The 25952-nt window shown below is 58.2% G+C and carries 18 protein-coding genes, 1 tRNA gene and 4 pseudogenes; 11 read left to right on the forward strand and 12 right to left on the reverse strand.

Going from position 1 to position 25952, the window contains the following annotated elements; all coding sequences use genetic code 11:
* The first annotated feature begins 562 nt into the window (after positions 1–562).
* The 4 genes and pseudogenes from QEV83_RS06940 to QEV83_RS06955 form a co-directional block, all read left to right on the forward strand.
* Positions 563–1531 carry a hypothetical protein gene (locus tag QEV83_RS06940; RefSeq protein ID WP_280130483.1) on the forward strand — a complete coding sequence of 323 codons (969 nt, stop codon included), beginning with the start codon at positions 563–565 and terminating at the stop codon, positions 1529–1531.
* A gap of 904 nt (positions 1532–2435) precedes the next feature.
* Positions 2436–2549, forward strand: a pseudogene (locus tag QEV83_RS06945) (co-chaperone GroES); the annotation flags it as partial.
* Positions 2550–2596: 47 nt separating this feature from the next.
* Positions 2597–4236: pseudogene (gene groL / locus QEV83_RS06950) on the forward strand (chaperonin GroEL).
* A gap of 265 nt (positions 4237–4501) precedes the next feature.
* Positions 4502–4647: pseudogene (locus QEV83_RS06955) on the forward strand (transposase); the annotation flags it as partial.
* Positions 4648–4701: 54 nt separating this feature from the next.
* Here QEV83_RS06955 and QEV83_RS06960 read toward each other — a convergent pair.
* Together QEV83_RS06960 and QEV83_RS06965 are read right to left on the reverse strand one after the other, a co-directional pair.
* A complete protein-coding gene (locus QEV83_RS06960) occupies positions 4702–5901 on the reverse strand; it encodes a site-specific integrase (protein ID WP_280130484.1) in 1200 nt (399 codons plus the stop codon).
* Entirely contained in the window at positions 5891–7633 is a 1743-nt protein-coding gene (locus QEV83_RS06965; protein ID WP_280130485.1) for a site-specific integrase, read from the reverse strand. The genes QEV83_RS06960 and QEV83_RS06965 overlap by 11 nt, the downstream gene beginning before the upstream one ends.
* Before the next feature lie 511 nt (positions 7634–8144).
* On the opposite strand from QEV83_RS06965, the gene QEV83_RS06970 reads away from it, so the two are divergent.
* Positions 8145–9214 (forward strand): IS630 family transposase gene (locus tag QEV83_RS06970; protein ID WP_280127821.1). Its coding sequence is split into 2 segments (ribosomal slippage): positions 8145–8631 and positions 8631–9214, totalling 1071 coding nucleotides; the frame shifts between segments, so codons are not numbered across the junction.
* A gap of 221 nt (positions 9215–9435) precedes the next feature.
* Here QEV83_RS06970 and QEV83_RS06975 read toward each other — a convergent pair.
* Positions 9436–10193, reverse strand: a pseudogene (locus QEV83_RS06975) (IS5 family transposase).
* Positions 10194–10474: 281 nt separating this feature from the next.
* Positions 10475–11158 carry a hypothetical protein gene (locus QEV83_RS06980; RefSeq protein WP_280130486.1) on the reverse strand — a complete coding sequence of 228 codons (684 nt, stop codon included), beginning with the start codon at positions 11156–11158 and terminating at the stop codon, positions 10475–10477.
* Positions 11159–11612: 454 nt separating this feature from the next.
* On the opposite strand from QEV83_RS06980, the gene fae reads away from it, so the two are divergent.
* Positions 11613–12104 (forward strand): formaldehyde-activating enzyme, encoded by a 492-nt coding sequence (gene fae, locus QEV83_RS06985; protein WP_280130991.1) that lies wholly within the window; start codon positions 11613–11615, stop codon positions 12102–12104.
* 31 nt (positions 12105–12135) lie between these two features.
* Here the strand turns inward: fae and QEV83_RS06990 are convergent, their stop codons facing one another.
* The gene (locus QEV83_RS06990) at positions 12136–12462 is read right to left on the reverse strand and encodes a hypothetical protein (protein WP_280130487.1); all 327 of its coding nucleotides are present in this window, start codon (positions 12460–12462) and stop codon (positions 12136–12138) included.
* Positions 12463–12983: 521 nt separating this feature from the next.
* Here QEV83_RS06990 and QEV83_RS06995 point away from each other — a divergent pair.
* Positions 12984–13819 (forward strand): IS5 family transposase gene (locus tag QEV83_RS06995; RefSeq protein WP_280129447.1). Its coding sequence is split into 2 segments (ribosomal slippage): positions 12984–13395 and positions 13395–13819, totalling 837 coding nucleotides; the frame shifts between segments, so codons are not numbered across the junction.
* A 36-nt stretch (positions 13820–13855) separates the two neighbouring features.
* Complete coding sequence (locus tag QEV83_RS07000; RefSeq protein ID WP_280130488.1) at positions 13856–15241, forward strand: amino acid permease; 1386 nt, start codon at positions 13856–13858, stop codon at positions 15239–15241.
* Between the two features lie 221 nt (positions 15242–15462).
* Here QEV83_RS07000 and QEV83_RS07005 read toward each other — a convergent pair whose 3' ends face one another.
* The 6 genes from QEV83_RS07005 to plsX all read right to left on the reverse strand — a co-directional run bounded on the left by QEV83_RS07005 (position 15463) and on the right by plsX (position 20223).
* Positions 15463–16170, reverse strand: coding sequence for a hypothetical protein (locus QEV83_RS07005; RefSeq protein WP_280130489.1), 708 nt, complete (start codon positions 16168–16170; stop codon positions 15463–15465).
* Between the two features lie 298 nt (positions 16171–16468).
* Positions 16469–16546, reverse strand: a tRNA-Pro gene (locus QEV83_RS07010).
* Positions 16547–16622: 76 nt separating this feature from the next.
* Positions 16623–17174, reverse strand: a complete 552-nt coding sequence (locus QEV83_RS07015; RefSeq protein WP_280130490.1) for a MerR family transcriptional regulator — start codon at positions 17172–17174, stop codon at positions 16623–16625.
* 113 nt (positions 17175–17287) lie between these two features.
* Entirely contained in the window at positions 17288–17674 is a 387-nt protein-coding gene (locus QEV83_RS07020; protein ID WP_280130491.1) for an integration host factor subunit alpha, read from the reverse strand.
* Positions 17675–18122: 448 nt separating this feature from the next.
* On the reverse strand, positions 18123–19115 hold the full coding sequence (locus QEV83_RS07025; protein WP_280130492.1) for a beta-ketoacyl-ACP synthase III: 993 nt from the start codon (positions 19113–19115) through the stop codon (positions 18123–18125).
* Positions 19116–19143: 28 nt separating this feature from the next.
* On the reverse strand, positions 19144–20223 hold the full coding sequence (gene plsX / locus QEV83_RS07030) for a phosphate acyltransferase PlsX (RefSeq protein WP_280130493.1): 1080 nt from the start codon (positions 20221–20223) through the stop codon (positions 19144–19146).
* A 323-nt stretch (positions 20224–20546) separates the two neighbouring features.
* Between plsX and QEV83_RS07035 the strand changes: the two genes are divergently transcribed.
* The gene (locus tag QEV83_RS07035) at positions 20547–21866 is read left to right on the forward strand and encodes a TAXI family TRAP transporter solute-binding subunit (RefSeq protein WP_280130494.1); all 1320 of its coding nucleotides are present in this window, start codon (positions 20547–20549) and stop codon (positions 21864–21866) included.
* On the opposite strand, the gene xseA is transcribed toward QEV83_RS07035, so the two are convergent.
* Positions 21855–23432, reverse strand: a complete 1578-nt coding sequence (xseA, locus tag QEV83_RS07040) for an exodeoxyribonuclease VII large subunit (protein ID WP_280130495.1) — start codon at positions 23430–23432, stop codon at positions 21855–21857. The genes QEV83_RS07035 and xseA overlap by 12 nt on opposite strands.
* 85 nt (positions 23433–23517) lie before the next feature.
* On the opposite strand from xseA, the gene QEV83_RS07045 reads away from it, so the two are divergent.
* Both QEV83_RS07045 and QEV83_RS07050 read left to right on the forward strand, forming a co-directional pair.
* Positions 23518–25410 carry a cation:proton antiporter gene (locus QEV83_RS07045; RefSeq protein ID WP_280130496.1) on the forward strand — a complete coding sequence of 631 codons (1893 nt, stop codon included), beginning with the start codon at positions 23518–23520 and terminating at the stop codon, positions 25408–25410.
* A gap of 121 nt (positions 25411–25531) precedes the next feature.
* Positions 25532–25918: a hypothetical protein gene (locus tag QEV83_RS07050; RefSeq protein WP_280130497.1), complete on the forward strand. Its 387-nt coding sequence runs from the start codon at positions 25532–25534 to the stop codon at positions 25916–25918.
* Positions 25919–25952: the final 34 nt, after the last annotated feature.

Consider the following 25952-nt stretch of genomic DNA (forward strand, 5'->3'; position numbering starts at 1 on the left):
CTCCGTGGACTTGGGTTGCAGGCCCCACGCTATCAAGAATGCCGCTAGCACCCACATCAGTATCGCAATCCAAGCGGCACTCACGAATGCGGTAAGTACCGCAACCGCCCCGGCAATTCCCAGCGTGATTGTTTTTCTTCTATCAGCCATCTTGAAAGTCTAGCACTGGCGCCGATTTCGTCCAGTACCTTCGGTTTAGTAACCGCCGGTTCAGCATCATCTCGCCGCCTGAGATCGAATGGGCCAGTTTCGCCGCGTGGACCCCGCATTACGTGCTATCGAGCACCCTGACTTCGGCTCTCTGGCCGAGGACGAGTTTCGTCCCATGACTCGAAGAAATCGCTGCCCTCAAGTAGCAGCTGGCAAAGACATATTCTCATTGGGGGTGCTCGAACTACGGCGTGTTTAATCGATGCCGGGCTTGAGGATGAACTCCGGCCTATAGTTTATCCGCTGATCGCCGGTGAAGGGAAGGCACTCTTTGCGACGACGGAACGTCGTCGTGGACTCGAACTTCGCAGTTTTAGTTCAATCATAACGACAACAGAGTGGATCGAACGACATGCAGAAAGCTCGATGGATCAGCGCGCTACTCGCGATAGCCGTCACCTTCACCGTATGCGCCCCCCATCTGGACGCCGAAGAGCTTAAGGCCATTGCAGTTCCTGGCGATCGCGCGTTCACGGAAAGCATCACGGCTGGCCCAGACGGTACTTTGTATATGAGCAGCCTTGCCTCGGGCGGCATCGCCCGGGTCAAGCCCGGCGCATCTAAAGCCGAGGCGTGGATCGCGCCAGGAGCCTTCGAAAGCCGCTCGACATTTGGAGTCTTTGCCGATGCCAAATCAAACACCCTATGGGTCTGTTCGAATGATGTGTCGAGTCTGGGCGTCGCTGGCCCAGGTGCTGCGACGGACAGTCACCTTATGGGCTTCGATCTGGCGACGGGCGAAGGCAAGATCAGCGCACAATTCCCTGGCAAAAATAACCTCTGCAACGACATGACCGTTGCCAGCAACGGAACGGTATACGTCACGAATTCCCTCACTCCCCAAATCCTGCAACTGAAACCAGGTAGAAAAGCTCTCGAAGTTTGGGTCGAAGATCAACAGTTTCAACCTCCGAGCGGTGCCGGCTTAGATGGGATTGCCTTTGGCGGCGATGGCAATATCTACGTCAATACTTTCAACGGCGGTGAATTCTTCCGTGTCGAGGTCAAGGGCGGTATGCCAGGCGCCGTCACAAAGATTGCAACGTCACGTCCACTGAAACTGCCGGATGGCCTACGGCAGGTCAACGGCGATAGCTTCCTGATGGCAGAGGGCAGCGGCTCGCTCGATCGCGTCACCGTGCTTGGCGATAAGGCTACCATCGAGACGCTCGAGGATGGGCTCAAAGAGCCGACCGCCGTTGCGAAGGTGGGTGGCACGGCGTGGGTCGCCGAAGGACAACTGTCACATCTCTTCGGTGAGAAAGACAATGGTCCGCCGCATCTTCCGTTCGAAATCCTGCCGGTGGCTATCGGGAACTAATGGCCCAGGCTTCCTGTCGTTGGCTATAGCGTCAGCTGATGGCACTCATGTTCCGGAATTTCGAGAGAAAAGTGATGCGGGTTGTCGGTTAAAAAAATGGTGGCACTGTTTCGGCCCTCGTCGCGGGTGCTATCGCGGCTTAACTGGGCGCAACTTGGGGCTTTGCTGAGACCCGGGCACACAAGGCAACGACGTCGTGCCCCGGCGGGTCAACCAGCATCACGCTCCCAAATGGCTTCTGCGACACAATATTTGCCCGACAACATCGGACTCGCCCCTCGGCTTGCCGGTCTTCGCGAACACGTGGAGTGGAGTAGCGTATTACTACGGCAACGATGCGTCCCATGAGGGTGGAATTCTCGTCGCGGGTTTTGGCATTGCCCCTGCGAACGTATAGGCGACAATCCAATGCATCCTTTTGTGCCGGGATTTGGAAATGCGACGCGAACAAAGCCGGTCAGGTCTTCTCGGCCAAGGAGCGTTTTGTCGGCGGCATCAGAAACCCCGAGGGATTAGACTTCGACACTTCAGGCCGTTTTGTTGGGCTTCCGTCCGAGGAAGTGCTGATCGTCAAAAACGGCGCTTGGTACGGCTGGCCGCAATGCTTTTTCGATCCGGATCGAATGAAGTTGGAGCTTGCTCCGGAATATGGTGGCGACGGTGGCAAGAAGACCGGCGATTGCGATATGGCCGAACCGCCGGTGGCCGTGTTTCCGGCACACTGGGCTCAGAACGATCTCAAATTTTACAAGGCTGAGTCTAAAGGTCAGAGACTTGACAGATTGCACGGGTGCTCTAACTGGCATTGGCCGGTCGATACGGAGGAGTTCCATAGGTTTTTCGCCTGGCTGCAGGAACACCATTTCAGTGAAGCTGGCGGCCCAGAACAGGAAGAAAACGCCATGTTAAGGCTGGCGACCGCATCCTCTTCCGAAAATGGTCCGGCACCGAGGTCAAGATCGATCGCGATGACCTGCTCATCATGAAGGAAAGCGACTTCCTGGGCGTCGTCGACTGACCCGACGGCGAGTTCGCACCGGTTTCCCTCTTAGAAGGTGAATGACAATGGCTGCCAAAGACATCCGTTTTTCCACTGACGCGCGCGACCGCATCCTGCGCGGCGTCGAGATTCTCAATAATGCGGTGAAGGTGACTCTCGGCCCAAAGGGCCGCAATGTCGTCATCGAAAAATCCTATGGTGCGCCGCGCATCAGTAAGGACGGCGTGACTGTTGCCAAGGAAATCGAACTGTCCGACAAGTTCGAGAACCTTGGCGCTCAGCTCGTGCGTGAAGTCGCTTCGAAGCAGCACGACGCCGCCGGTGACGGCACCACCACCGCGACCGTGCTCACTTCCTCCATCGCCCGCGAAGGCGCGAAGGCGCGAAGGCCGTGGCGGCCGGGCTCAATCCGATGGACTTGAAGCGCGGTATCGACCTCGCCGTGGAAGCGATCGTCGCCGATCTCAAGAAGAACTCGAAGAAAGTCTCATCGAACGAGGAGATCGCTCAGATCGGCAAAATTTCGGCCAATGGCGATCAGTTTATCGGGGAAGAAATCGCCAAGGCGATGCAAAAGGTCGGCAACGAGGGCGTCATCACGGTCGAGGAGGCCAAAAACCTCGTGACCGAGACCGAGATTGTCGAAGGCATGCAATTCGATCGCGGCTATCTCTCCCCCTATTTCATCACCAACGCCGAGAAGATGATCGCCGAGCTCGAAGACCCATACATTCTCATTCACGAGAAGAAGCTATCTTCGCTGCAGGCCTTGCTACCGATTCTCGAGGCGTCGGTGCAGAGCGGGAAGCCGCTTCTCATCATCGCCGAGGACGTCGAGGGAGAGGCGCTCGCCACGCTCGTGGTCAACAAGCTGCGCGGCGGCTTGAAGGTCGCAGCAGTCAAGGCGCCAGGCTTTGGTGACCGCCGCAAGGCCATGCTGGAAGACATTGCGATCCTAACTTCCGGACAATTGATTTCGGAAGAACTTGGCATCAAGCTGGAAAATGTGACTCTGCAGATGCTCGGCCGCGCCAAGCGGGTGCACATCGACAAGGAAGCGACCACGATCATCGATGGCGCCGGCGAAAAGAAGGACATTGAAGCACGCATTAGCCAGATCAAGGCGCAGGTGGAAGAGACCACCTCGGACTATGATCGCGAAAAGCTCCAGGAGCGTTTGGCCAAACTCGCCGGCGGCGTCGCGGTGATCCGCGTTGGCGGCGCGACCGAGGTCGAGGTTAAAGAGAAGAAAGATCGGGTGGACGACGCACTCAACGCCACCCGTGCGGCCGTGGAGGAAGGCATTTCTCCCGGTGGGGGCGTCGCCTTGCTCCGTGCCATCCCGGCCCTCGAAAACCTTGAGGTCGAAAACCACGATCAGAAGACCGGGGTCGACATCGTCCGAAAAGCGATCCAAACGCCGGCACGCCAGATCGTTGACAACGCCGGCGCGGACGGCGCCGTGGTGGTGGGCAAGCTGCTCGAAGCCAAGGAATATAACTACGGCTACGATGCGCAGACCGGGGAATATGGCGATCTGGTCAAGCTCGGCATCATCGATCCGACCAAGGTCGTCCGCACGGCCCTCCAGGACGCGGCGTCGATCGCGGGCTTGATCGTGACTACCGAGGCGACGATCACCGAACATCCGAAGAAGGAAACGCCAGCCATGCCTGGCGGCGGCATGGGAGGCATGGATTACTGAAGAACGCGGGGGTTCGCTCGAAGAAGCTACGTGTGAGGCCTTGGGTTATAGCACAGCGCGGTGGAGTTGTTCCAGCCACGCAGTTGAAATAAGAAATACTCTTAATCCATGCGTTCAAGTCCGCTTCGGATCAATTTCAACCGGGTTAGCTGGCTTTTGCCACGCGTTGAAGTTAGCCAGAGCTCTGTGATTCAAACTCCCAAACTGGGCAGCTTCGAATCATGCACTTGAACCCGCCGACCACGAATGGGCTGCCATCAAGCCGATGTTGCCCAACATGCCGCTCGTCGGGTGATCGACTGGCGTGTTCTCAACGGCATTTTCTGGGTCCTATGATCTGGAGCACCACGGCGCGATCTGCCGGGTGCGTTCGGCCCTTACAGCACTTGCTACAACCGCTTCGTTCTCTGGCCATCCGGATTTGGCTCTGCGCTTATAAGTCCAGGCCCTTGTTTCTGGCCGCGATCACGCGCGAGTGTTCTTCACAATCTCGGCATATTGTCGAGCAGCGGAGATGCTAGTTGCACGGTTATAATGCTCTTCGGTGACCCTGCGATCGATATGCTGCAAGACGCCGCTGGCCAGATTCAGATTGTCGCCGGCGTGGGTGTAGATCGCCGTGGCAGCGCAAGTCCGGAAGAGATGGGGGCTGACCGCAACACCGAGCGTCAGGCAGGTGGTCTCGGTTAAAGAGCGCTCGACGGCGGAATAAGTCATGCGCCGGCCGCCATTGGACGTCAGCCAGAGCGGCCCCGCGATATTGGCCAGCGGATCGACGCCTGACCCCGGAGTGTTCGCTTGTCTCACAAGGCAAGCCTGCGAGCCGAAGGTCTCGACGCCGCCTTTAGTTTTGGTAGCGGCTAGAACCGCACGATACAGCAAAAGATACGTTTCGATGGCAGCGTCCAGGTCACGTGGCACGCGCCGTTCATCAGGGCGGCCGCTCTTCGTAACCTTGCGATCGAGGACGACCCACCATCTTGTTCCCACTCTTCGAAAGCTCGCTTGCAGTTCGAGTGCAGCAAAGTTCTTAAGGCGGATCGGGCAGAGCACCATGAGGGCGACCATAAGTCCATTGCGGACCTGCCTTGCGCGGCGCAGCGGCGTTAAACCGGGATTTTCCGTCGCCTCCTCGATGAAAGTAAGCCCAGCTTCGAAAAGACGATCAGGATCTACAATACGATGGTCCTTGGATTGCGGCCGCATCATCAAGGCAAAATCCTTTTCGATCTCGGCAAGCCATGTGAAGTTGCGGTTTGGATCGAGCAATTGAGCCGCTCGACGCAGCTTGTGGATGGTGGCGGCCGTCGTGACCGAGCTGATCCGGATGCGTAATTCATCCACGAATCGTTCGACGTGGTCTGGGGTTACCTGTCCAGCCGCGTGTGACTCACGCTCGAAGCGATCGTTGCGGATGAGATGATCGATAAAATAGCCGTAGCGACGAGCTAGATCGTCCTGCGTGACAGGGGCAAGGTGAGCACCGACCCCGCCTTTACGCAGACGGACGCCAGGCGCGATCGCGCGCTCCCACGCAGCCCGGTCGGCGATCGTCCAACTTGCGATCGGCACGGAGCGTACGGGCGTCGTCGGGAGATCTCGGCGCGGATCGCCGCGCGTGGATCTCTCGGGATTTGCGCCATGTTGTGTCCTTTCAGTCGTCATCGCCCTGCCCCGCCCGCTGCTGACGCAAGGTCTGGACGAGATCACCATAGACCTCACTGGCATGAGTGGATTCGAGACCAATGTAATTGCGGATCGTGACCTGCACCGTGCGATGGCCGAGCAAGAGGCGGACGAGTTCGTAATTGCCTGGCTGGTGCTTAAGGATGATCGCTGCCGAGACGTGCCGGAACTGATGCACGGTTAGACGCAGACCGATCCTTTTTTCGATGAAGGGCGTAATCTGGTCGCTCAGCGTCGTGAGAAGCTTGTGACTCTTCCCCGCCCCCGGGAACAGCCATAAATCTTCCGCGCAATCGATGAGCGCAGGACGATAATTGGAAAGATGATCGTCTATGAGCGCGGTCAGCTCGGCATCGAGCGGAAAGTCGAGCTTGACCCGGTTCTTCACATCGTAGTTCGGAAACACAAGCCGGTAGGGCGTTTGCGGTCCGCCAGTTCGAATAAGATTGTGCTTGAGGCGAATCGTCCCGAGATTTCTGCGGCGGATCGGAGCCACATTGAGGATAGCGATTGCAACGGCCATTTGCGCCCGCACCGCCGCCTTGATTGGAGAGGAATAAGAGGCCTCTACTGCCTCTTCCATCAGAACCTCCGGTAAATGATGCAGTTCCCTCCAGGCGTCGCTTTGCATGAAGGTGCGGATGGCGGCAAGGTTCTTGTCGGTCATGCCTTCAGGACGATAATGTTCGAGATCGGCCCGAATGTCGTCGAGCTCTTCTAGCTTGTCTGCCGGCAAGCATTTGCTGCTCCGTGCGAGGTTGACGAAGAGATTGACGAGGTCGATCGTAAAGATGGAGGGCTCTTCGCCGCTCTTGGCCCAATAGGCGTCAAGGACCTGCCGGCTGACGGCGGGATTGAGAAAGGCGGAGAGAGAGCCCAATTCCTCCATGCCGATGCCGATCCGGGTTGCCATCCTGAGCGCCGCTTCGAGCATAGCACGGCGGCCCCGGATCGTGGTTGCCCTGGCCGGTGGCACTCGCTTGCCCTTGGCTGTCCTGCGGACCCGCGTGAGACTTTCGAGATAGGCCTCGATCTCGTAGCGCAAGCCAATCGGATAGGCTTCCCAGGGCGGAAACGCTTCCGCCTTGCGCGACGGTGGTTCGAATAGAAGCTTACTCGGCCAGCCGGGAACCGTCCGCGCCAGATCATTCCAATGGCGCGCCAATGAACGCCGTGCCGCAGCGTCCGCCGCAAGCGAGGTCGTACACCGGCGATAATCCAAAAAAGAGTCGATGACCGCCTCGTCGACGGCACTCACCGCGATATTGCGTGCGGAGCAAAATCGCATGAGAGGCAATAGACGCGTCCTGTGGGGCAATTTTGGGCACACGTCCCGCAAAGCCTCCCAGTCACGCGAGAGGCGCATGCCGCGGGCCGGCACACTCTTTTCCTGGCGCATCCAAGCAAGTGCGGCCCGGACATTCGACAGATGATTGGCAAGCGTCTTTTGGGTGACCCCAAGCCGGGTGGGTTTTAGCCGACTCGCCGGAATATGGACCGCTGTCCAGCGCGCGGGCACCAAGGCTATCGGCCGATCGAGAAACGTCGCCAGCCGGCGCAGCGAACACGGCCAATGGTTTTTCACGTCGGCCGGCAGATCTGGGTCGGCCACGATCGCGGCGATGGCCTCCTCGAAGGAAGGCTCGTGCAGCGCGATTTCGCGGCCGGCCGGAACGGCACCAGGAAGGGTCATGCCGCTGAGATCGCTCATTGGGCGCGCATCTTGAAGCAGGGGGGTTAATTTAGGTAGATCGAGTTTCATATTGGAGTAAATTAGGATTACGTCAAGCATTTATTGGCTATATGTATAGTTACGTACGTTCATAATCTTAGTTGCGTAAGTAGTTAGTCGATTTATATACTTTCGTCGACATTCCCGATGATGCCCCTTGTTTCACGTGAGCCGGCCACCTCGACCTGTGGCCGGCCTTTGCGCGTCGAAGCGTCATCCGTCCGAGCGTTTCCCCTGACCGGACGGCCAGGGCCCGGACGGCACTCGTACTCCGCCGTCGACCCGCGTGCGTTCGCACGCTTGAATTCCTCGAGCGCCTGTAAGCTGTAACGGACGGAGCGACCCATTTTGATGAATCGCGGGCCATCGCCGGAGATGCGCGCTTTGTTCAGCCAGGATTCGCTAATACTAATGGCCCCGCGGGATGACTCATTGAGTGGATTCCCTTGGCGGCGGTTTTCTGATTCCCTTGGCGCGGAGGATTCGCGCCATGCCATCAGCGGTGAAATTGCGAGAGGACTATTTGGCCAAGGAGCTTCGGGTGTTGGCCCGGCGCTCAAAGAACGTCAACCAGAGTCGCCGGCTGTTATCGCTGGCGGCAGTGCGGGACGGGATGGATCGGAGGGCGGCGGCCAAGATCGGCGGGATGGATCGGCAGACGCTGCGCGACTGGGTCCATCGCTTCAACGCCACCGGGCCAGAGGGCCTCATCGACAACTGGACAGAGGGCCCCGCGCCGCGCCTGTCAGCCGCGCAGTTGGCCGAGTTCGCGACAATCGTCGAGGCCGGGCCGGATCGTGAGAAGGATGGCGTCGTGCGTTGGCGCCGGGTGGACCTCAGGCGCATCATCGCCGAGAGGTTCGGCGTCGACTTCCACGAGCGCTACGTTGGAAAGCTTTTGAAGAAGCTCGGCTTCTCGCACATCAGCGCAAGGCCGCGCCATCCAGCCCAGGACGAACAGATCGTCGAGGCGTTCAAAAAAACTTCCCGCGCGCGCTGAAGGCTCATCTCGACAAACTGCCAGAGACGACGCCGGTCGAAGTCTGGTTCCAGGACGAAGCCCGGATCGGCCAGAAGAATGGCCTCGTCCGCCAGTGGGCCAGGCGTGGAACGAGGCCAAGGCAGCCCGCCGACCAGCGCTACGACAACGCCTATCTGTTTGGCGCGATCTGCCCCGCCCGCGGCGTTGGGGCGGCCCTCGCGTTGCCTTATGCGGACACCGGCATGATGCAGCTCCATCTCGACGAAATCTCGCACAACGTCGCCAAGGGTGCGCATGCCGTCCTGCTGCTCGACAGGGCCGGATGGCACACCACCAGCCAGCTCAACGTGCCCGAAAACATCACGCCGATCTTCCTGCCTTCGCGCGCGCCGGAACTGAACCCGGTCGAGAACATCTGGCAGTATCTGCGTCAGAACTGGCTCTCAAACACCGTCTTCGAAAATTACGATGCCATCATCGACGCAGCCTGCGCCGCCTGGCGAAAGCTCATAGCCCAGCCTGAAACAATCACATCCATCGGGATGCGAGAATGGGCTCACGTCGGTCAGTCGCTATGACCTTTGGTATAAGTTGTAGGAACTCGGCCGCGCCGCTGACCGTAAGCAGGCTATCAAAATCTGACTTCGCCATTTTTGTCTCTCCTTGCCCTGCAGCTGAACAGTTCGCCCGGGCTTTTCGAGAGCTTGACCGCCGTCCTTCCGATCAAAAAGATCAGGAATCCGAAAAACCAAAAAAGTTCCGAAAAGATCGACTCCCGTGGGTTCGGACCAACTAGGAATTAGGGCGCGGACTCATTAGCACGCAGCCAAATGCGGATTGATGCGAGTTTGATAAAGGCCAGATGGTTGGTGGCGAGTTTGTCATATCGGGTCGCTACGCGCCGACATTGTTTGATCTTGTTGAAGAACTGTTCGATCAAGTTACGAGCGCGGTACAGATACGGACTAAAGCAGAGGGTCTTTGCGATTTCGCTTCGGCGGAATTTTTGCCCAGGCTCCTGCCTGGGAGGCAAGCTCCCTTATCCAGTCAGCGTGTATCCACGATCCGCGAGTAACATCGTTTGTGGGAGCAATGTGCTGAGGAGAGCCGAACACAGCCGATTGTCGTGCGCCTCACGTGGCGTGAGGCCGAGATGGATCGGAAAGCCATTGGTGTCCACGACCGCGAGAATCTTGCTTGTCAGCGCCCTCGCGAGGAGCCCATATCTTGATGTGCATTGTCCGCGATACAGGCCCATGCTGGTCTACGCGCACAATGGAGGTATCGATCACTTGTACCGCCGCATCGGGACCAGCAGAAAGCGCATCCATGATCCTGTCCCATACACCTGCTCGACGCCAACGAACGAAGCGATTGTAGCAGGTCGTGCGGGGACCGTAGATCTCCGACAGATCGCGCCACGGCGCACCCGAACGCAGGACCCAAAAGATGCCGTGGAGCGTGCGACGGGTCATTTACGCGTGGCACGCCGCGTGGCTTGTTCGGCAGGAACGGCTTGATGTCCGCCCATTCATACTCGGTGAGTTCGTAGCGCATGATTCGAGGCTCCGGTTTGAGAGCTTGAATCACGCGCTGGGCGACACCATCAACCCACCACGGCCCGTCGAAGTAGATGCCAATACCCTGAATTTACTTCTGCTTTTGACCGCACAGGCGATATGGAGGCACCTGCTGCTGGGCTTGTCTCGGTCGAAAATGACCTGAAGTCTTAGCTCGCTGCTCTCGGAAAAAGCAATCGACCCATGGGGCCGCCCGAAATTGGCATAGCCTCGCGCCGCGGGATGGCCGACGGATCGGGCGCGTTCGCTGGGCCCACTTCAGAAAGTCTGCACCGGACCCTTTGCTGCCGGGACAGGCCTTCCAAGCGGGCGAGGCGCTCCCGGGGCGTCGGGATTCTGGGACGGATCGAAGGCGTCGCCGCGCGGGGCTTTCGTAGGGGTGGCGCGCGGGACCGCGCTCCGGTGGTTCGGGCGGTTGGTGAGTTTCGTCGTGATTTCGCGTTGTAGGCGATCGACCCTGCTAGCAAGTGTGCCGGTTTCGGTCTTTTCCGCATCGAGACGCGCCTTGAGGCCTTCGAGGGCCGCGGCCTCCTTTGCGCTCGTGCTTTGGGTGTGCGCCGCCTCGACCCTGGCTTTGAGGTCGCGGATTTCGTCGGCCATTTGGTGCACCATGCGAAGGACCTCGGCGCGCTCGCCGACCGGTTGCTGCCCGTCGAGTGAGACGTGCCGCGGCGTCCTCGCGAAAAACGGCAACTGACCTCCGGAAAAATAGGCGCCCGCCACCCCCGCAAAACCAACGAGGCTGGCCACCAAGACCGCGCGCGGACCAAATCGGAGAAGGCGTGCAACGAGGAAAGGCCATCGTCGGCCCGAGTCTTGGCCGACGGTCTCGAAAGAGGCAGAGCCGAGGATCGAATCCGCCGCGTGCGCTCTGATCTTGAGGATAGGCGCGTCCGGCGGGGAGACCTCGTTGGCCTTTGCAACAGCTGCGTCCGAGCACATAGGCGGCCTCCAGGAGTGGCTTCCTCACAAGCCTTGCGCGCATTCCCTTAACAGCCCGTTGACGAAGGCAGGACTAAAACTGCGAGGCTCGACTCCAGCCAGCCATATGACGGGGTTAGCAATCTCTCCTATGCGCGCCAAGTGGGGCTGGATCGTCGCTCCCGAAGTACACGTGCCACACGCGGTTATCGCTGCGGCAATTTGACAACCTTATCGGCCCACTGCTATCCGGCTTCAACCAGCCGGTCAGAAAAAAGCAAAAGGTTGGTTTCCGAGGTAGGGGGAGGAATTGACAATGGAGATTTTTGATAGGGTCAAAGCCATAATTAACAAGCTTCTCGCCGGCGAATCGCCGCCGGGCGGAGAACCACCGCCCGTCAAGGATAGCGAACCCACCGAAGCTAATAAACCTGCCGAGGTTATTAGCGAAACCGCTCACTACAAAATCAACAAAATGCTTGTCGGTGAATCGCTCGTCGGCGACGGGAACGAAGTCGCGCACATCGACCTCATCATCGGACCAGCCGGAAGCCCGGCGGAAACAGCCTTCTCAAACGCTCTGACAAATAACAAGAATGGTTTTACCACACTGCTTGCGGTGGTAGCGCCAAATCTGCTCGTGAAACCTGCAACCATCCTTTTCAACAAGGTGACGATCAAGAATGCGACGCAGGCTGTTCAGATGTTCGGTCCTGCTCAGCATGGCGTTGCCAAGGCTGTCGCCGACAGCGTCGCAGAAGGGGTCATTCCTGTCGAGGAAGCGGGCAATCTGTTCATCTGTGTCGGCGTGTTCATCCATTGGGACGCCAGCGACGACAAGAAGATTCAGGATTTCAACTATCAGGCCACGAAGGAAGCAATCGCGCGTGCCGTGAACGGTGAGCCGACACCCGAGTATGTCGTGGCACAGCGCAATGTCGCAAAACATCCCTTCGCGCCAAACTAAGCAACTGTAGCAACTGCAATCTCGGCCTCAGTCAATATTGACGTTCGTCAGCCGATTGATCTGTCAACCGGTGTAAAAGCTGCCCTCCGGCAAGGCACGAATGCACACTTGCCTTGATCAATATCACGCGAACAAGACCAGCAACGGCAATGGTGGCCTCAAGTGGATAGAGAAGGGTGGCGGATACTACAGTGAATGCAATAAGCGGCTGAAAGGCTAAGAGTAGGCGTTCATGGCGCAAACCTTGAAATCGTCTTACGTTAAAGCGCCGCGCCAAGTCTGCCTGGGACGCCGTGCCGTCGGTCAGGACTTCAGCGCGTCGCGCCTCCGATGCGTGGTGGGCTTCGACGGTCCCCATAGGCCGCCACACTCCTTCGCGCCCTTACGGCTCTCGCCGGTCGTGCGCGGATCAATTCGCTCTCGAACTCGGCAAGCCCGTCCGTCACGGTTAACATCAGGCGGCCGCAGGATCCTATTTAATTAAGCCGCCCAGCAAATGGCTGCACAAACCTTCGTGTGGTCACTCTCTTTATAACCTCTGAAGCAATTGGATCATGACAAGGGGGACGATCCTGAAAAGCCCGAGGAGCTTTTCAGCCGTCAAAATCGATTCCGGCAGCTACCAGAAGCGATGCGGAAAACTTATGGTCAGCGCGAGTTCTTCTCGCCGTGCCCCGAACCATACATCGGCGTCGGCCTCCATGGGGTGCATAGGCTAAAGCCGCCCCGATGGGTGAGTCTAGAACGTTTGCTTCGGTGGTTCATAGTCTAAGGTAACGTGATAGAGCATCATGACTAAGTGTCCGTCCGGGAAGTAGTTGAATCGGATGAATCATTTGTGATTCATTGGCGGCTGCCTGATTCGATGAGAGGCCGCCAATGTGGACGTCCGAAAACCGCCCGAAATACAATCGTGACAAACTGCGCTATCCGAGCGATCTGACGGACGATGAGTGGTCGCACATCGAGCCGATTATTCCACCGGCCAAACGTGGCGGACGCAAGCGCTCTGTTGAGCCGCGGGAAATCGTGAACGGTCTCATGTATGTGCTGAGCACGGGATGCCAGTGGCGTTACGTTCCCAAAGATCTGCCGCCCAAGAGCACGCTGTTTGGTTATTTCGACCTTTGGAACTGGGACGGCACGCTGGATCGCATTCATCACGCGCTCTACGTGAAGTGTCGCGAAGCCATGGATCGTGAAGCGAGCCCGACGGCCTGCGTCATCGACAGCCAGAGCGTAAAGAGCGCGGAAAAAGGGGGCGCCGCATCGATCCGAGCGGCTATGATGCTGGCAAGAAGATCAAAGGCAAGAAGCGCCATATCCTCGTCGATACGCTAGGCCTGCTGCTGCATGCAGTGGTGCATCCCGCCGACATTCAAGATCGGGATGGTGGCGTGCTTGTTCTGTCGACCTTGTTCGGCTTGTATCCGTTTTTACAAAAGCTCTTTGCTGATGGCGGATATCAGGGCCCGGTCTTTCAAAAGGCGTCGGCCAAAATCCTGCCGCATATACAAATCGAAATCGTCAAACGCTCCGATCAGGCCAAAGGGTTTGAGCTTCTGCCGCGACGTTGGGTTGTCGAACGCACCTTCGCTTGGCTTAATCGTTGCCGCCGCTTGGCCAAAGACTTCGAAAATCTCACCCGAAACGCACTCGCTTTTCTCCGTCTCGCCTCAATTCGTCTCACGCTCAGAAAGCTTTGTCTGAATTGATGAACTTTCCGGACCGACTCTAAGATCCGTGTGGGAATGACGCAGGACGAAATGCAACCGCGCGCGCAAGAAGACCTCCACCGCGGGCTCAAGAACCGGCATGTTCAAATGATCGCCATCGGCGGAACGATCGGTGTTGGTTTGTTTCTCGGTTCGGTCACGGCGATTCAGAAGGCTGGTCCGGGATTGGTGGCGTCTTATGCCATTGGCGGATTGGTCATGTTCTTTATCATGCGCGCCCTTGGCGAGCTGCTGCTTTACCGGCCGGTGTCTGGGTCCTTCGCTACCTATGCGGCAGAGTTCGTCGGGCCTTGGGCGGGGTTCATGACTGGCTGGTCCTATTGGTTCATGTGGGTGACTATCGGCATGGCAGAGATCACCGCCGTCGGTGTTTATGTTCATTACTGGTTTTCGGGAATTCCCCAGTGGATTCCCGCCCTGATAACTCTGGGTCTCCTCTACTCCGCAAACCTGATCGCGGTGAAACTTTTCGGAGAAATCGAATTTTGGTTTGCGTTGATCAAGGTCGTCACGATCGTGGCCATGATCGTTATTGGCTTGACGATTATCCTGTTCAATTTCGGGAATCTTGGAAAAACAGCAAGCTTTTCCAACCTTTGGACCAACGGCGGTTTTTTCCCCTTCGGGGGCCTCGGCGTGCTTTTATCGCTGCAAATGGTTATGTTCGCCTACCAAGGTTTGGAATTGATCGGCGTGACCGCGGGCGAAACAGAAAATCCCGAAAAGGTTCTTCCCCACGCGATCAACAGTGTTGTTTCCTGGATGCTGGTTCTTTACATCGGCGCTCTCCTGATCATCATGTCGCTCGTCCCCTGGAACCAATTGAGTGCCAATACAAGCCCATTCGTCATGGTCTTCGAAAAGATCGGCATTCCAGCTGGGGCCGGGCTCATCAACTTCGTCGTCATCACGGCCGCCGCATCGTCATGCAACAGCGGGATCTTCAGCACCGGGCGCATGCTCTACAGCTTGGCAAAGGTTGGGCATGCTCCACGGGCTTTCGGTAAAGTTAGCAGCAGGAACGTCCCTGCGGCGGGCATTACCGCGTCGGCGGCGATTATGCTGATCGGTGTGGCGCTCAACTATATCGTTCCGGAGCGGGTTTTCGTGTATGTGACGAGCATATCGTTGGTGGGAGCGCTGTGGACCTGGGCACTGATCGTTATTGCCCACATCGGATACCGCAAGGCGGTCGCGCTCGGCAAAACACGGCCGGTCGGCTATCGCATGCCCGGTTCGCCGTACACGAATTGGTTCGTGGTGGCGTTTATTGTCCTCGTCGCGATGCTCCTTAGCCTGGATGAAGGTACTCGGGTGGCTCTTTATGTCGCTCCCGTTTGGTTCACCATTCTCGGCGTTGGCTATCAGATTGCGAAGCGAGTTGCGGCAAAGGCGATCTAAGGCGTTGCCCATTCTCCGCAAGCATGGCCCCACTGCGGCGCACTGCTGAACTCGCGAACACCCACTCCTGCCGTCGGCGTGGATTAATCGCGCGCATTCTGGTCTTAAGTGAGCGCGTCGAGAGTCTGGTTGTGGCACTTCGCGTCATATCGCGGTGACGCAGCAGTTCGGTCGCCTTTGGGGCGGAGCGGAACATGAGCGAGCCGTTTGCAGAACCGGATTTATGAGTTCACTTTTTTGTTCCTCTTGCGCCGGCGATCGTATCGGCCGTCCTTGGTCTCGCTGTAGAGATCGTCAATGGCTTTTGCCCCCGTATCCGCTGAAATGCGATCGGTAGTCAGCCGCTTGTTAAGAAGGTCCACCATATGCCTCAACGGCTTGGACCGATCCCAGCCGCCTCTCTCGACGAGTTCTACAATCATCGGTTCGATGTTTTTAATCTTTGAGGGCCGCCCAAGGGCGACCGGTCGAGCAAGATTTCCATCCGCCGATAGCCGCAGCCGCCGCTCCCTTTGGTCGAGCCAAATGCGAAATGCACGCTCCTCGAAGAAACATCGCGAAGCCGAAAAGCTCCTGGCAAACTTGCCCAATACGCCAGCATCAGCGAGGTCTGCCGTTCGAACGTGCCCGGTCCGGAGAAAGAACGAGCGAGGATCCAACATGCGCAGCCGCGCCAGAGCCGTGTCGGATATTTTCACGGTCGCGGACATACCAGAGTGCCAGACAAAGACCTCAAGGCTTCCACGAAGGATCGCTCGTCTGAGGGCCTCAATCGCATCGCTATGGCGTTCCGCGCTGCCGATCGACAAGCCACTATCACGTAACTCCTGCACGAGATCGGGCTCGGGATCATTCCGATACATACGCTCACAAAATGCGGCGATCGCATCATCAATCCCTAAATAGCCGGACGGCGTCAGATCGGCCATGGCAGCCTAGCGAATTAGAATCCTCACTCGCGTATCGCATGTCATGTCGGTCCATTGCTTGTCAAAATCTGAGTTTATCCGTGCACAAAGCGACGGTAAGTGGATGCGTTCGAGAATCGCCAAAACTCGACTTCAATCGACCGGATTGGGTACGTCAGGGACACTCGGTAGATGATGGGGCGCGGTGCCAGCCAAATGATTCTGCCCCGCGCGGTCACCATGTGGTCACCAACATGCCATTTGATTTGGCTGGCGGAAAGAGGCGCTCTAAATGTATTTGTTATATCAATGACTTGAATGGTCGGAGTGGCGGGATTCGAACCCGCGACCCCTAGTCCCCCAGACTAGTGCGCTAACCGGGCTGCGCTACACTCCGATGCTGGCCCTTATAGAGAAAGCCCTCTTCCGGCGCAACGCCGTCTGGAAGATAGCATACGGGGGTTCGCGCAGAACTATTGGCGCTGCGCCGCGTCCAAAATGCTTGCGCATTCAGCAAGTTCCGCCAGGGCTGCGCGCAACCGTTCAATGTTTTCGCCGGACAAGACGAACGCCCCGCCCATAACTTTCCGCCCCGCGTCTGCCGCCTCGCCTAGATCAGCGAGGGCTCCTGGTGGATCCGCGAATGCCCCTGAACCTGAGCGCCCCATCCCACCATCTTCGGGAGACGGCGCCTCATGATGTGCCGTCAAGTCGTACTCCATCCCCTCGGACATATCGAGGCAAGCGATGTTCCCCGCGTCCTCCATGGCAGCAAGCGCACCGGAGCCTTGCTCTTTCAGGACGCGCTGCACGCCCCTGATCGTGTACCCTTCCTTGTAAAGGAGATGTTTGATCGCGCGCAAAACCTCGATATCCTTGGGCCTGTAGTAGCGTCGGCCCCCAGCTCGCTTTAAAGGCTTGATTTGCGGAAAACGGGTCTCCCAAAAGCGCAAAACATGCTGTGGCAGATCAAGTTCCCCTGCGACTTCGCTGATCGTTCGAAATGCATCGGCATTTTTGTTCATCGGCGTAAGCTCCTTTCGTCTAAAGACTCAAGGCACAGGCATATTTTCGTGGCGCCATGACCTGCCAATGTCAAGCGGTCCAAACCGTCCAATTCGCAACCTGGGAAGCGAACTTAGTCCTCTTCATCTGGGGCGGCGATGCCATTGATCCGCGCCTTAAGCACGCTCGATGGCTTAAACGACAGGACGCGCCGCTGCGTTATCGGCACCGCGATCCCTGTCTTTGGGTTACGGCCCACTCGTTCCGGTTTCTCCCGGACGACGAACCGGCCGAATGAAGACAATTTGACGGCTTCTCCTGCGATCAAGGCCTCGCCCAACTCATCTAGTACGGTCTGAACCAGGATCGCCGACTCCTTGCGCGAAAGGCCTACACTCCGGTAAACAGCTTCGGCAAGGTCGACGCGGGTAATGGTTTGCGACGATGTTCGCGGAACCGCATCCGCCTCATGTCGCGCGGAAAGCAATCCAGCCTCAGGCAAGTTTTCGTATTTTGTCATCCCTCAATCCCGGTAACAGATTATCGTCCGTTCGCGAACCAAACGAATGAAATGACCGTTCTTCGAATTTCGATCAATTCGCAGCGACTTGGTGCCCATCCCTTCCTTCAAATTGAAGGAAAACAGTTCATCGGCGAGACACCCCGCGCTTTGGTGAGAAGCGGCATCTCCCATAAGTCGCCGGCCAACCTTTTTTAAGTAGATGCGGGCGCGATAAGTATTTTTGTCATAGCTAACTGACTAAAGATCTTCGGATCCTGAGGCCCATCTTTTGCTTTATCTATATAAGCTGTCAGGCCCCGATCATCATTCCGGGTCGTGCGTGAGCCACCGTTCCCTGCCCGGGCGCCCCGTCTGGACACCGTTGTCCGGGCCATGCAGCTTTGAAACTGTGGTACAAAATCCGCGCTAAATCAAGATACTTCAAATGGTTCCCTTGATTGCCCGGTCACCAGCGGATGAGCGCCGATGCCCAAGTGAAGCCGCCGCCCATGGCTTCGATCATCACAAGATCACCTTGCTTAATTCTGCCGTCGTCGCGCGCCACTGCCAGGGCAAGCGGAATTGAGGCGGCCGATGTATTGCCGTGCAAATCAACAGTCACGACGACCTTACTGGAAGCTATCCCGAGTTTTTCGGCCGAAGCATCAATGATGCGACGGTTGGCTTGGTGCGGAACGAACCAATCAAGATCAGCAGCGCTCGTTCCGGTCGCCTCGAAAGCCGCCGTCACAACATCCGTCACCATCCCAACCGCGTGCCGGAAAACCTCCTTGCCGGCCATACGAAGGTGTCCGGTTGTTCGGGTGGTCGATGGCCCTCCGTCAACATAAAGTTTTTCGCGATGACGGCCATCCGAGCGAAGATGAGAGGTGAGAACGCCACGATCCCGCGAGGTCCCATCCGCGGGCCGCGCCTCGAGGATCATGGCTGCGGCGCCATCGCCAAAAAGCACACAGGTCGTCCGGTCGGTCCAATCAAGAAGGCGCGAAAATGTTTCCGCCCCAATGACGAGGGCGCGCCGGTGCGATCCGGACGTCAAGAACTTGTCGGCGGTGGCAAGTGCGAAGACAAAGCCAGAACATACCGCTTGCAGGTCGAAGGCGGCGCCGTGTGTCATGCCAAGACCGGCCTGAATTTGGGTCGCGACCGCAGGGAAAGTGTAGTCCGGCGTCGATGTCGCGACAATGACGAGATCGAGGTCGGACGCCTCAAGCTCCGCATCCTTGAGCGCCGCTTGTGCCGCATAAAGGCCGAGCCGCGAGGTCGGCTCGTCCTCGGCGGCGACATGGCGCTGTTTTATCCCCGTGCGCTGAACGATCCAAGCGTCGGACGTATCCAGCGATTTTTCGAGGTCGGCATTGCTGACGATACGCTTGGGAAGATAAGAGCCAAGCCCCACGACAACCGAGCGGAGCTTGCCTGCGTCTGAATGATTCACGGAATTATCCATTTCGTAACAACGGCGCTCATGAGCCTGATGGCGATGGCGCGGCCGCCGCCTCGAGCTTTGGCATCAAGGGGCTTTGACCCCGGGAGAGCGGCAGGGAGTCACGAATTTTGCTCAAAAGCTGATACCGCGCCATGGCATAGCCGATCTCCACGGCATGCGCGATGCCGACCGCATCGGCCCCCCCATGGCTTTTGATGACAACGCCGTTAAGGCCAAGGAATACGCCACCATTGACGTTGCGCGGATCCATCCTCGTCTTCAGCGCCGCAAAAGCATGGCGCGCCAGGAAATAGCCAATCTTCGACATCAGATCACGGCCTAATGCTTCGTGAAGATATTGCGCGATCTGCTTGGCCGTTCCTTCGGCGGTCTTCAAAGCGATGTTTCCTGTGAAGCCTTCGGTGACCACGACATCGGCCGTACCCTTGCCAATATCGTCGCCTTCCACAAAACCGATGTAGTCGAGGTTCGGAAAGCCGGTCTCTCGCAACACCCGTGACGCCTCCTTGACCTCATCGATGCCCTTCATTTCCTCAACACCAATATTCAGCAATCCCACTGTCGGCCGTTCGATGGCAAGGACAATCCGGGCCATCGCGGAGCCCATGACCGCAAAATCGACCAGTTGCCGGGCATCCGCGCCGATTGACGCTCCAAGATCGAGAACGATGGATTTGCCGCGCACCGTCGGCCAGAGTGCCGCAATCGCCGGCCGCTCAATTCCCGGCATCGTTTGCAGGCAGACCTTGGCCATCGCCATCAAGGCACCGGTGTTGCCGGCCGAGACCGCGACATCGGCCTCGTTCTTTTTAACGGCCTCGATTGCAAGCCACATCGACGATGTCCGGCGGCCGGAGCGTAAGGCCTGACTGGGCTTGGCATCCATCCGCACCGATACGTCCGTGTGACGGAGAGCCGAAACTGCAGACAGCGCTGGATCAACATCGAGAAGCGGCCGGATGCGGGCGGCATCACCGAAAAACACAAATTCCATGTCAGGCCGCTGTTGCAGCGCGCGGGAGGCTCCAGGAACGATCACTTCGGGTCCATGGTCGCCGCCCATTGCGTCAAGAGCAATCCGTACTCGTTTGGTCATGAACTCCGCAACTCCGGACCGGCGCGATAAGAGAGATTTTCTGCGCCGCAGAAAACCGGCATAAACGATTGGCTTTCAAAAATCATCTCAACTCGGTGGCAATTGAGTGAGGCAGCAGGCCGCTAGCGGCTTTCCCTCCTTCCGGCTAAGACTGAGCAAAATACACCGAATGACCCTGAAGGCGGAAAGTTTTATAAAGATCGAGGCGTAAGCCAAGCAGGTGGCGGCGGCCACGCTCGGCGCAGCTTCTCCGAAACACGTTTGCGTCCATCCGTAAAATGCTTTAGCGCCTTGGGCCAGAACCGGAAACTGGAAATACTCTCTTGCGCCCTGCGCTGCTTCTGACCGCGGGCCTTTTGATCCTCGCGACATCCCTCATCGCGGCGGTCTATCTCTGGTCACCACACGCCAATCTCCGTGTGACGATTGGGCCGCCCGGCAGCCCCGCCTACCGCTTTGTCACCGCCTTCGCGGCCGTCACTGAGGCGAACCATCCGCGCGTCCGCATCAAGCTCGTCCCCGTCGCTGATTTGGCGGCGAGCGCCGAGACGATCGAGGATCACACCGCCGACCTTGCCATTGTGCGCAGCGACGCTGTCGTGCCGTCCAACGGCACAACCATCGCCATTCTGCGCCGGGATGTCATCGCTTTCGTCGTGCCTGCCAAATCCGCGATTGACAAGATCTCGGGCCTTGCCGGGAAGACCATCGGGATTCCGCAAGGGCCATTGCAAACTTACAATGAACAGACCCTCGATTCGATCTTGAGTTATTACGATATTCCGCCGAAATCGGTGAAACGGGTTTTCCTGTCCCTTGCCGAAATCGGGGTGGCGGTCGCGGAAAAGCGCGTGGCCGCCGTTTTTACCGTGGGACCGATGGCACCGGGGGAGGCCGTCGACGTTGTCAATGCCATCAAGGTGGCAACAAGGGGCCCTCCAAGCATTCTCGCCATTGACGAAGCGGAAGCGATCAACAAGAGGTTTCCGGGCCTCGAATCCATCGATGTGCCAGCCGGAGCTTTCCGGGGCCGTCCGCCCGTCCCCAGCGATTCGGTAACAACCCTTGCCATCACCTATCGATTCGCAGCTCCAAACTCGATGCTTGATGCCGTCGCTGGAGCGATCGCGCGATCCATTTTCAAGACCAAAACCCAAATGATGGCCAAGACGCCGCTCGCCAATCAAATCGAAGCGCCTGACCCTGATGACAAGAACCCGGTTTTGCCTGTGCATACGGGAGTCGCCAACTATCTCAACAGCGGCGAGCAGAGCTTTTTCGATGAATTCCAGCAGTATATCTACTTGGGCGGCATGGCGCTGAGTTTGGGCGGCTCCGCGATCGCCCTCCTCATTGGGCGCCTGCGAAGTAAAAAATCCGAAGCCGACCTGCGGCAAATTGATCGCCTAATCGAACTCGCCGACAAGGCGCTTATGGCCCAAAACGCCTCCGAACTCAAAGTTTTGGAGGAGGAGCTCAACGGCATTATTTCCTGGTTCGTCAAGGGACAAGCCAGCGGAACCACCGACTCGGCCGCGTTTACCATCGCCATTTCTCACGCCCAGCACGCCATTGAGAAGCAACGCGCAGTGCTTCACCAAGAGAAGGCAGCCCCCACAAGGACCGCTTCGTCAGAAGAGTGATCCCTGCTCGCGTTTACGCCTCCCGCCTCCTGTTGTCCGCTTTGCTGGCACCGGCTCTTTCCGGCTCTGAGCGATCGCCGATGTATGGCCGTCGGCAAATTCTATATCAAGACGCTTGCCCTCGACGACTTCGGCGGCCTTGCGCACCGGCTTGCCCGATTCGTCCCGCACCAAAGCGAACCCGCGCGCCAGAACCCCTTCGTAGCCGAGACTCAGACGCAATTTTTCCACCCCCTCGAGCCGCGCCCGGGAAGCCGTCATACGCAGCGCAAAACCGTGCTGCAAACGCCCGGCCAAAGCTTCGAGCCGATGGCGCGCTGCAGCCATTCTCTCCCTCTCAAGTTTCGCCCTGGCCGTCCGGGCAACCGCCAGTCTCGCTGCGATATGGGCGAGGTTTTGCCTGCACTCCCCATAGCCTACCACTCCCCAGCGGCTCAGCCGTTGGTGCGCCGCGTTGAAACGCTGCTTTTTGCCGGCGATTTGTGCATGCGGCGATTGTTGCGCCAGGCGATGTGACAAGCGCACCAAATCAAGGTGTTTGCGGTCATGGGCTTTCCCGCGCGCGCTCTCGAGGCGGCTCGCCAGACTGTCAAATTGCTGGCGCCGGAAGGAAAATATTGCGTCGCTTTGCGGCAGCGCACGGAGCAGAGCGCGGAGATCCCCACGACGGCGATCGAGCAACCGCATGGCCGCGCCCACCTGCCGGCGTGCCAGATCCGCCAGCGCGGCGGCAAGTTCGCCCCGCACTGGCACCGCTTTTTCCGCCGCCGCTGTCGGGGTTGGCGCGCGCAGATCGGCGGCATGATCGATCAAGGTCCAATCGGTCTCGTGCCCAACAGCGGCGATAAGTGGCACAACGCTGCGAGCCGCCGCGCGTACAACGATTTCCTCGTTGAAGCTCCAGAGGTCTTCGAGCGAACCCCCTCCCCGTGCGACGATGATCACATCCGGCCGCCGCATGGGGCCGTGTTCAGGCAAGGCATTGAAGCCATCGATGGCGGCGGCTATCTCGGCGGCCGCTGTTTCGCCTTGCACACGCACGGGCCAAACGATGACATGGCGCGGAAATCGTTCCGCAATGCGGTGCAATATGTCGCGGATGACGGCTCCCGCCGGGGAAGTTACGACGCCGATTTGAGACGGAAGAAACGGCAAGGACCGTTTGCGGGCTTCATCAAAGAGCCCCTCCGCCGCAAGTTTCCGGCGGCGCTCCTCGAGGAGCGCCATCAGCGCGCCAATCCCCGCGGGTTCCAGGGCCTCGACAATGATTTGATAGGTCGATTTGCCCGGAAAGGTCGTGACTTTCCCTGTCGCGATGACTTCCAAGCCCTCCTGCGGCTTGGTCTTCAGCCGCCCGAAGACCCCCTTCCAGACCACGGCATCGATACGGGCGGATTGGTCCTTTAAGCAGAAATAGGCGTGCCCGGAGGGCTGCGGCCCGCGATAATTGGAAATTTCGCCCCGCACCCGCACAAAGCCGAAACGATCTTCGACGGTCCTCTTCAAAGCGGCGGAGAGTTCGCTAACGCTGAGTTCGAGAGCATTCGTCGCTGGGGAATCGGACATGGCACGAACATGCCGGATTCTGGCCCCCGATGAAAGAGGCCCTTCGGGTATGCGTAGAGTACCGCCAGGACGCAGCGGAGTTTGGATGGCAGGTGGGCGGCCACTTTACCGCACCCTGACCGCGCAAAGTTTGTTCCCACCCGCGAATTTTCAGATAAGCAAAGCCATGACCACTTTCGCGCCAGAACAATACAAGGAAACGTTGATATTTCTCACGACGGCGGGCGTCGTCGTGCCGCTGTTCCGGCGCCTTAAGGTCAGTCCTATCCTCGGTTTCCTGGGCGCCGGGGTTTTGCTTGGGCCTTATGGTATTGGGGCACTCGGGGAAAAAATAAGCTGGCTCGCCCCTTTCGCCTTCGGCAATGTCGAACAAATCGCGCCTGTCGCGGAGTTTGGCGTCGTTTTTCTTCTGTTCATGATCGGCCTAGAGCTGTCCTGGGCGCGTCTTGCGCTCATCGGCAAGCTTGTCTTCGGGCTTGGCGCCCTGCAGGTGTTCGGTTCGGCGGCGGTTCTCGGCGGTGTCGCCTTGCTTCTGCACGAGACGCCGGTTTCGGCTGCCGTCATTGGACTGGCCCTTGCCCTGTCTTCCACGGCGATCGTGATCCCCGTGCTTGCCGAATCCAAACGGCTTGGCACGACGGCGGGCCGCACAATTTTCGCCGTCCTGCTTTTCCAAGATCTCATGGTGGCGCCGCTCCTGTTCATGGTGACGATGCTCGGAGCGCAAGCCGGCGGTCTTGGCATGGCCGTCGTCTCAACTCTTATCCCGGCCATTACCGGCCTCAGCGTCATCGTGATTGGCGGCCGGATCGTCATGCGGCCGCTTTTTCGTCACGTCGCGGCGGCAGGGTCGACCGAGTTTTTCATGGCCGCCTGCCTCCTCGTGGTTATTGGAACCGGCGTCGTCACCGCGATCAGCGGCTTGTCGATGGGGCTTGGCGCCTTCATCGCTGGCATCCTCCTCGCCGAAACCGAATACAATCGCGAGATCGAAGTGACAATCGAGCCCTTCAAAGGGTTGCTACTCGGACTCTTCTTCGTGTCCATCGGCGCCAGCCTCGATTTTTCGCAAGTGTTTTCCGCTCCGGTTCTGACATTCGATATTACGGTTGGCGTCATCTTGATAAAATTTTGTGTCAACTGGGTCGCGGGCTGGATTTTGCGCTTGCCTGGCCGCATCTCAACCGAGGCCGCGCTCATGCTCGCACCGGGGGGAGAATTTGCTTTCGTCATTATCACGGCCGCCGTCGCCGCCAAGGCGTTGCCTGCCGCCAGCGGGGCGGAGGTGATGGTGGCGGTGACGCTTTCGATGTTTGCCGTGCCGCCCCTCGGGATCCTCGCTCAACGTTTCGCAGGCCGCCGGTCCATCCCGGACGTGACCTCGATTCCCGAGGCTGATCATCCGGCTCCGGACGCGATTATTATCGGCTTTGGACGGGTCGGCCAGCTTGTCGGCGACATGCTTCACACGCATGCCATCCGTTATGTGGCCGTTGATACCCACCCCGGCGTCGTGAAGCGGCTTCGCTCGGAAGGACGCGACATTTACTGGGGGAATGCGTCGCGGCCTGAATTTCTCGAGCGGTGCGGATTGGGGAAGGCCAAAGCGCTCATCATCACAATGGATAAGCCTTCGGACACGGAAGACATCGTCCGCGATGCCCGCACGGCGCATCCCGGACTGACCATTGTTGCACGCGCCCGCGACGCGCAACACGCAACGGCACTTTACGCGCTCGGGGTGAGCGACGCGGTCCCCGAGACGATCGAGGCAAGCCTGCAGTTGTCGGAAGCGGTGCTTGTGGACATGGGGGTGCCCATGGGCAAGGTCATCGCATCGATTCATGAGAAACGCGATGAGTTTCGCAAACTCCTTCAGCCTGGCGAAGACCATGCGAAAGCAAGGCGCGCAATCAAAATGTCGCTTCGCATGAAGGAAATGAAGAAACGGCAAGAAAAATTAAATAGGGATGAGTAAGTTACTTCATCATTTATAAGGTATAAACAGCTTCCTCATTTATAAAGTAGATGTCTTGTACCTGATGCATTTAGGATGTATTGGTCGGTTTGTACTTTCTAACTTAGTATCGGAGACTTAAATGAAGGCAGCTTCCTTGAGCTTCCTGTCCGCCGTTCTTCTGGCGGTGGCGGGTATGGTTTGGGGTCTCGTGATGGCCATTACCGGCGATCATTCGACGATGCCGGCCCATGCTCATCTTATTCTACTCGGCTGGGTATCCTTGTTTCTATTTGGTATTTTCTATCCCCTTCATCCGTCAATCGATCGGAGCAAAACCGCGTTGATTCAGGTTTGGATCTGGATTGCCGGCACACTTTGCGTGACTTTGGGTGTGGCGCTGATTCACAGCGGCCACGCAATTGGCGATCCCTTCGCAGCGGCAGGGTCGATGACAGTGCTGGCCGACATGCTGCTGTTTGGCTGGCTGGTCATCCGGCGCGAGCAGCGGACCGCGACAGCACTTTAGTCAGACAAGGACATAAAGAGATGGAGGGAATGGG

It is taken from the genome of Methylocapsa sp. D3K7, from assembly GCF_029855125.1.
GTDB lineage: Bacteria > Pseudomonadota > Alphaproteobacteria > Rhizobiales > Beijerinckiaceae > Methylocapsa.